The 8,424-nt window shown below is 60.2% G+C and carries 4 protein-coding genes; 2 read left to right on the top strand and 2 right to left on the bottom strand.

Annotated elements, in window-relative coordinates:
- Positions 1 to 71: 71 nt before the first annotated feature.
- Both P5540_16715 and P5540_16720 read left to right on the top strand, forming a co-directional pair.
- Positions 72 to 2,456, top strand: a complete 2,385-nt coding sequence (locus P5540_16715; GenBank protein HRT66460.1) for a hypothetical protein — start codon at positions 72 to 74, stop codon at positions 2,454 to 2,456.
- A 78-nt stretch (positions 2,457 to 2,534) separates the two neighbouring features.
- Positions 2,535 to 4,430: an aldehyde ferredoxin oxidoreductase family protein gene (locus tag P5540_16720; GenBank protein HRT66461.1), complete on the top strand. Its 1,896-nt coding sequence runs from the start codon at positions 2,535 to 2,537 to the stop codon at positions 4,428 to 4,430.
- An 11-nt stretch (positions 4,431 to 4,441) separates the two neighbouring features.
- Here P5540_16720 and P5540_16725 read toward each other — a convergent pair whose 3' ends face one another.
- Together P5540_16725 and P5540_16730 are read right to left on the bottom strand one after the other, a co-directional pair.
- A complete protein-coding gene (locus P5540_16725) occupies positions 4,442 to 7,972 on the bottom strand; it encodes a hypothetical protein (GenBank protein ID HRT66462.1) in 3,531 nt (1,176 codons plus the stop codon).
- Between the two features lie 125 nt (positions 7,973 to 8,097).
- On the bottom strand, positions 8,098 to 8,301 hold the full coding sequence (locus P5540_16730) for a hypothetical protein (protein HRT66463.1): 204 nt from the start codon (positions 8,299 to 8,301) through the stop codon (positions 8,098 to 8,100).
- Positions 8,302 to 8,424 lie beyond the last annotated feature (123 nt).

Raw genomic sequence — 8,424 nt, forward strand, 5'->3', positions numbered from 1 at the left:
GCGGGATGAAGGATTGATACCTCCGGTGTGTTTTCCTATAATCCGCGTTGGCGTATCGAGGGTTGAAAGTCGTGTCTTCAGACGAAAAAAAAGGCGTTGCTTCGGCCGCGGAAGAATCCACCGGCGACGTGGCCTTGGATGAGAAGTTGTCGAAACCCGTCTTCACGTTCGATTCGGGATTCGAGCAGGCGCAGGTCTGGATGTGCGGGTTTCTGATTGTGGCGGCGGGGGTGATGGCCTATTCAAACGCATTCAGGATTCCGTTTCACGCGGACGACTTGCGCTGGTTGTGTCAAAACGAGGCCGCACATTCACTGGCAACCGCGCCGCAGGCTGTCGCCGTGGGCAGTCCCAGCCTCTTGACGTTTCTGGATCTGGCGATCGATTGGAAACTGGCGGGCGAAGATCCTTTCCTGTACCGCTTGTCGAGCCTCTTTCTGCACCTTGCGAACGGCGTGCTGCTGTTTCTCGTGTGCCGCATGTTGCTGGGCGGGTCCGTGGCGCCGGCCATTCCGATGCTGGCGGGCCTGCTCTTTGCCTTGCATCCCCTCGCAACGGAAAGCGTCGTCATGGCGATCGGTCGCGGATGCCTGCTCTCCGCGGCATTTGTGCTGGCGGGCCTGCTCTTTTTTCTGCACGGCACGCGGGACGAGTCGAATCCCCGCTATTCGTTTGTCGCATTTTCATGTGTTTGCTTCGCGCTGGGCGCGGCGGCCCATACATCCGCGCTCGCGTTTGTATTGATTGTGACGGCGGCGAGCCTGTGCGCTTATCCGGGCCGGTCCAAATCCACGCAGGCCGTGTCGCTTTTCCCCTGTTGGTTCTTGTTTGCGGTTTTGCTGGCGGCCCAATGGGCGTCGTCGTTTTCCTCGCTTCGGATGCCGGATTTCAGCTTGGCTTGTCAGACACTGCTGAAAATTATCATTCCAATCAACCTGAGCGCGGCCCCGGCGCCCGTGTCCGCCTCGTGGGTGTTTCTTGCGGCGCCCCTGGCCGTGGGAATTGTCGTTGCCGCGTTCAAATGGCTGCCGGGGCTTGCGATGACATGGATGGCGTCGGCCTTGCTGGCCGGAACGGCCTCGACGGCCGATCCCGGTGAACGCGCGGCTTATCTGGCCATCGCGGGAGCCGCCTTGTTCGTGCCGTGGTTGGTGGCCGTGTCGCGTACTCCGGGCATTCGGGCGGCCTTCGGCATCGCCTGCGCGGCGCTGGTCCTGTCGGCGGGCGCGGGGACGTATCTGCGCAACTTCGTCTGGCAGGATCCGGTCGCGCTGTGGAATCACGCCGCCCAACTCGCGCCTCATTCCCCCGTCCCCATGCGCAAACTCGGTCTGACCCTTCTCGCCCGCGCAAACGCCACTGAAAATCCGGAAGAGGCGGCAGGTCTTCTCGCCCATGCACGCGACTGTCTTCAACAATCGCTCGAAAAAGCGCCTGATGATAGTGCGGCGCGTGAAGCCCTGGGCGTCGTTCTCATGAAAAGCGGTGAAACGGATGCCGCCTTGGAGGCCTTTCGCGCCGTATTGCGCGCGGATTTGACGCGCCGCACAAGCGCGTTGTCCATTGCACACATGCTTTTCGACCGGCATGCCGAACACGGCAACGTGGACGATCTGGCGGCATCGGTTGACTATTTCCGTCATGCCGACGCCCTCGCGCCCCTCACGGGCGCGGACTTGACCCAATACGGTCTCGCTTTGTCGGCCAAAGGACATTTTGAAGCCGCGGAACCGCTTTTGGAACGCGCAACGCTCGGAAGCGACAGCGAACGGGCCGAAGCACCGTTCAAGCACGCGCGCGAGTTGGCCCGGCGCGTCCGGGGTCTCATGGTTCAATCCGCAGGGGTTTTGGCCAAGAATCCACGCGATCCGGCAGGTCTGCGCCAGCGGGCCCAAGGTCTTGCACTGGGCGGCCAGACGATGAGGGCGTTTTACGCGCTTGATGATCTGATGCACGCACAACCACCCGATTACCCCTTGTGGCTGCTGATGGGATTGATTCGCGCCCGCATGAACGCGACCGACGGGTTCTTGCGCGAGTGGCCGAACCCGCCGGATCCGCCGGAAGGCGCGCCGCCCCCCTGGACCGAACTGGCGCGAACCTGCGCGGGATCCGGCCTTTGGGACGCCGCAAAAATTTACGCCCTGTCAAAAGAGGCCGCGCCGGCCATCGGCGGCAAACCCCTGATCGTATTGTCCGAGATTGCGCTGCAATTCAGGCAGGGGCAACGAGCTTTCGATTTATTAAACGAAGCCACGAAAGCCTATCCGGACGATCCGGAGGCCTGGCTGCGCCTATGCGACATCGCCACCGCGGGCCGCGACATGACGTCGGCGCGGAATTATCTGAACGAGGCTCAAGCGCGCAACGCCGATGCCTCGGAACTCGACAAGCGCCGGAAGGCGATTGGCGAATCGGGTGCGGCGACCCCAGCCCCCGGGACCATTGTGCAGTAAACACTTGGCAGACCGCGTGAAGGTGTGATAAAGTCGCACTGTCGAATGAGGGAAGTCCAACCGGAAGGAGTCCATGCGATGGGCACGCAATATGGCGGCTACATGGGGAAGGTACTGAAGGTTGATCTGACTCGCCGTGAGTCCGGCGAATATCCATGGAGCGACGACGACCGTGCGATGTATCTTGGCGGCAAAACGATGGCCGCCAAAATCATCTACGACAACGTGGCGCCGGGCACGGACGGATTCGCGCCGGAGAACTATCTGGTCGTTTCGACCGGCCCGCTATCCGGTACAGGCGCGCCGTCGTCGAGCCGTTTCAACGTTTCCGCGGTGTCGCCGCTTACGGGACTGCTGGCATCGTCCAACTGCGGCGGCCCGTTCGGCCTCGCGCTGAAAAAGGCCGGGTATGATGCGCTGGTCGTAACGGGCAAAGCGGACACGCCCGTCTGGATCGAAATCACCGAAGATACCGTGCAATTCCACGATGCCGCCTCCCTTTGGGGCAAGACAACGGGCGAAACACAGGAAACGCTCGGCGAAGATTGCGAGAAGATCGTCATCGGTCCCGCCGGCGAAAACCTCGTTCGTTATGCGGCCGTCTTCAGCGGCGACCGCACGGCCGGGCGCGCGGGCATGGGCGCCGTGATGGGCGCCAAAAACCTCAAGGCGGTCACGGCGCGCGGCAGTAAGGACACGCCCGTCCATGATCGCGAAAAAATGAAGGCCGTTTATCGCGCATGGGTCAAACTGCTCAAGGAACACCCATTGACCGGCGAAGAACTTCCCAAATACGGGACGGGCTTCCTGCTGCGCCTGATGCAAAAACGCAGCCTGCTCGCCACGCGCAATTTCAAGGCCGGCAAGTTCGACCGTTTCGACAATATCTCCGGCCAGACACTGGCCGAAACCCGCCTGATCAAAAACATGGGCTGCCCGACATGTCCGATCCGCTGCAGCCGGCTGGTCGAGGTGGACGGGAAAAAGGTCAAAGGCCCCGAACTCGAAACGCTGGGACTGCTGGGAGCCAACATCGAAAACGGCGATCTTGATGCCATCATTCGCTGGAATGTCCTGTTGGATGAACTCGGCATGGACACGATGACCACGGGCGGCGTCATCGCCTTTGCCATGGAACTGAATGAAAAAGGGCTTTGGAAAACAGGGCTCGAATTTGGGAAAACGGACAATCTGGCGCAGGTCTTCGAAGATATCGCCTACCGGCGCGGGATCGGTGATCTCCTTGCGGAAGGCACGAAACGGCTGGCGGAAAAATTCGGCGGCGCAGAATTCGCCATCCATTCAAAAGGTCTGGAACTGGCCGCCTACGAACCGCGCGCCGCGGCCGGACAAGGACTCGGCTACGCCACCGCGAACCGTGGCGGCTGCCACCTGAACGCGGGCTACATGGTCCTGATGGAAGGTCTCGGCCTTGCCATGGACCCCCATACCACCCGTTCGAAAGCCGCCCTCACCATCATGAACCAGAATCTGCTCGAAGCCGTTTCCGCGTGTGGATGCTGCCTGTTCCCAATGTTTTCGTTCTATCCGGGATGGATCATTTCGCATCCGGATCATGTCGTGACCAAGGCGCTGAACGCGGCGCTGCCCTATCTCGGCGGTGCGTCGAACGCCCTGAACAAACTGCCGGGCAAGATGGCCCCCATCCATCTGCCGGGTCTCCCCCACACCCACGCCCTCAGCGCCGTGACGGGCATGAAGGTTACCGTCGGCGTTCTGAAGGACATCGGCGAACGCGGCTTCAATCTCGAACGGCTTTTCAATGTGCGAATGGGCCTCACCGCGGCGGACGACACGCTGCCCAGACGTCTCACCAACGAACCACAAATAGCGGACAACCCAAAATCCCTCGTGCCTCTGGATGAAATGAAAACGGTTTATTACAAGATTCGGGGCTGGACCAAGGACGGCATTCCCGGCGAAAAGAAAAAGAAACAACTCGGACTTGAATAAATCGTTTGCCGCTATTTCCGTTTCGTTTCGCGGTAGAGCGTGGCGATTTCCGTTTCGGTCAGGGGGACATCGTAGATGCGGATGTCGTCCATCATGCCATGGACGAAATAGGCGTCGTCGTTTGCCCCGTACCGGCCAATCAGCAGGGGCACGTCGCTTGTACGGGGCCGGCCCTGAACGCGCTTGCGTCCGACCATTTCACCGTTCACGTAGATGCGCATTTCGCCAAAGCCATAAGTAGCCGCAAGATGGGCCCATTGGCCCTTCGGCAGCAAACCGGCGTCCAACGTGTCCACGCCCGCAAGATAGAAACGAATCTGCCGGTTGAGAATCTGGAGAAAATAGCCGGATTGCTGCCATGCGCCTTTGCTCAACAGCACGGGCATGCCTTCAAGCCGGTCCAATTTTACCCACAATGCCAGAGTCAACGAATAACTCGGGTTCCATTCGGGTTGCGGCGGCAATTGCGCCCAGCCCTTCCCGCCGAGCACAAGCGCGCTTTCGGCCAGTTGGGTCAAGCCCTTGAGAAACTGGTCGCTGTCGAAACGGAGGTGTAATACGGGCCGGAGAGGTTCACGCGACGCTTCGATGGAAACCTCTTTTGACCACAAACCGGGGCGACCATCCGGCGCGATCGCGGCAATGGCATACACATAGGCGCGCCCCGGGTCAACCTGATCGGAAATCTGCAGATAGTGACCGTAATCGGCATCAACATAAATCTCTTGGACCACCTTGCCGTGCGCATCTCGTTTGAGCACGAGATACCGCGAGGCGTTCGGCTCATCGCTTTGCCAACCCAAGATAACCCGGTTGGCGCGCGGGGTGGCGTCTATGCGTTGGGGCGGCTCCGGCAAGGGCAGATCAGGGACATCCACCCTCACATCGGCTGTCGCCGTTTGGCCGCTTGCGACACTCCTCGCCGCGACACGATAAATGACCGATTTCCCGGAAGGCGGCGATGTGTCCTCGAACCAGCCATCGAAAACGGTGGCCATGCCTTTCCCGTCGCGTGAAACATCATACGCCTCTCCATCGCGCGCTTCCCACTCGATTCGCACGCCGTGTCGTTCGGGCAAGGCCGTCGCGCGCGGGGATACCGGCATAATCGCCGCCGGTTGGGTCGGGGGCGGCGTTTGCGCAAACGCCGGAATGACATTGGCGGTCGCCGTGTTTTTAGGGAAACCCTCCGGCCATGCAAGGCGCGCGGCTTTCGCCCTGACTTCGATTCCGTATTCAAGCGGGCCGTTGCTGTCTTTCGGCAATGCAAAGGCGAACGTGGTTCGCCCCATCCGCTCCAGCGGAATCGCGTCGAAGCGCCGCTTGCCCAATGGCCGGGTCTTGAGCGTGACACGGATTGCGTGGTCCCGTGTTCCCGCAACAACGACACGGTCGGGCAAAACGAGCAGCATCGGTTTGTTTTCAAGCGTTTCCGGCAATTTTTCCAATCCAGCGGATTCGACGCCGGCCCGCTGCAACAAATTCGCCCATGCCTTGGCGTTGATCGTGGCGAGCACGCCCAGTTCGCCCTTGTTGCGGATATGGCGCGCGTACAGGTGCAGCGCCTCGGAAAAACGCGACTCCCGGATGAACTTCGCGATGACTTCGGGATTCTCCGACTCGATGAGCCGGTCGAGAGGACCGTCCGGCAGGAATTGCCGCGCAGCCTCGTCAAAGGCCAGGACGTAATCCACCTGCGCCGCGAGATCTTCCATCGCCGTCAACGGCTTGCCCGATTGCTTCCGTTCAAAGAGCCAATCGAATGCCGGGGGCGCCTCGGGCGACAGCATTCCGTGCAATTCCGTGGCAACCTTTTGCAGGCCGGCGCGTTTTTCGGGCAGACCGGCGCTCCACGAAAACGGCCCGCATTCCATTTGGCCGGATCCGCCAACCCAACGGGGACCCAAGTCCTGAAGCGCGATCAGGCAGGACGCCATCTTCGCGGCCTTTTCCGGACCGAACAAGTCTTTCGCGCGGCGTTCGCAAAATCCTTCCATCGTCAAATCGGGATCCCACGCGAAACGGGCGCAATAGGTGGCGGTTTCCTCCACGCCTCGAGTTCGCCAGTGGATGCCGAGCAACCCCTGACACCCCTTTGCTAGCGCATCGCGGCACGCCGCCGCCGCCGCGCGCAGGTTCGGCTGGGGCATCCATTGATCGCCGTCCCATTCGAACCAGACAATGGGCCAGCGCCCGCGATGGGGAGACAAGCGACCATAGGCTTCGCTGACCGCCGGTGAAAGTTGGATGTCGTCGAGCGCCGAGAAAATGACGTCTTGTGGGAGAACCTTGTCCATTCCAGGATAGAAATCCGAACAGTGCAGCCAGTTATCGCCGCCCCAGCCGCTCATGACCAATTGGATGTCGGGACGAAGCGCCTTGAGGATCTGCCGGGCATGCAGGGCGAACAACGCCAAACGCACGCCTTCCTCGCGGCGTTCCGGCTCCTTCACATCGCCGAAAGCGTCCGCCCAACGATCGGCATGGGATTTCCAAAGCGACCGGGCCTTGGGATTGATGGCGGGGTTGACGCCTTGGGCTTCCGACTGCCATAGCCAGACATAATCGAGCATCGGATAGTCTTTCAGCAGATTCCGAAAACGCGCGTCGAATTGTTTTTGCGTGCCGGGATCGAACGGATCGCCGTTGATCTCGAATCCAAGGCAAACCTTCAACCCGCGTGTTTTAGCATAGGCAAACGCCTGCCGCAGCACCTCCTTGGCCGCATGGATGGCCTGACTGCGATCCGGAATGAACGAACTCGCCGCGCCGAAATACTCGCGGGCGAAATAACGGCCCGTTCCCGCGAAAAACGCATCCGTGGACATGGGCTGCGTTCCCCACGTGGGCTTCGATGTATTGACGAGCGGTTCGCCGCCCGCCGGTTTGCCCTCGAACTCATACGCCGCGTATGGCTCTGAATCATAGGCGTGGAAGCCCGCGAAATTGCACCGCATCTTCGCCAGTTGATCGATATAGGCCTTGTGATCCTCCGGTTCCCATGCCGTGGGACTGTTGAAAAAGTTGTACCACGGCAGCGATCCGCGAACCGCGAACACGGGCGATCGCGACTCATGCGGGCCATTCTTCACGATTTCGTCGAAGGACGGCGCGGTTCGGGGGATGGTATCGCCGCCAAAATAAAAGCCGCAGCCCAGCGACTCGAGAAAACCGTACACGCCATGCTGAACGCCCGCGGGCGTTTCGCCGGTGATCGCCAGCAGCGCCTGTTTGCCGTTCCGAATCGTATGCAGGATGTACCCGTCGTCCCTTGGAACGTCCAAACCGAAGGGCCACGCTTCCGGCAGGCCGGGCAAGCGATCCGCCACCGCCACAACGAATCCCGAAGAATTTCTGTCCGACGGAGACGTCTCCACGACGGGCAACACATCCCTGTGCATCGCAAACCAGTACCGCTGCAATTCCTGGGCCGCCGTCCGCTCGATGGACGATGCGTGCGGGCTTATGAAAATCGCCGGCGCGGCAAACGCATGGAAGGCGAAAAACAGGAGGGACAGAAACAAATAGTGAATGGAACGCATCCGACGGCCTTTCATCTCACGGGGAATTCGACCGGCGCAAGTATAGGCCAAAACGCGCCGCAAACGTCAATACGGATTGCAAACAAGTTTACAAACGCCGTGGTCTTGTGGCCTAAATCGAATCGTCAAACAACGCGCGCGACGCCCTGTTTACGCCGCTTTGCCTGGATGCGGCGCACGGCATCATCGTCAAAAAAGCGGACGCCGCACAACGGACACTTGAAGTGCCGGCGCCGCTTCACGGTCAACCCTTTTTCCAGCCGATAGTTTTCGACTGTCTGGGTCATCCGCAAGGCGCCGCATTCCGGACACGGCAGCGATTCATACATCGGTGTTTCTTTTTGAGGAAATGAGGACATAAAATATGTCATCTGTGTCCAAATCACGGCTTGCAGAAGCCATTTTGAACAAATAGACAACTGTTTTTTTAGGGATAGCGTTCTTAAGACACC

It is taken from the genome of Candidatus Hydrogenedentota bacterium (assembly GCA_035450225.1).
Classification (GTDB): Bacteria; Hydrogenedentota; Hydrogenedentia; order Hydrogenedentales; family SLHB01; genus DSVR01.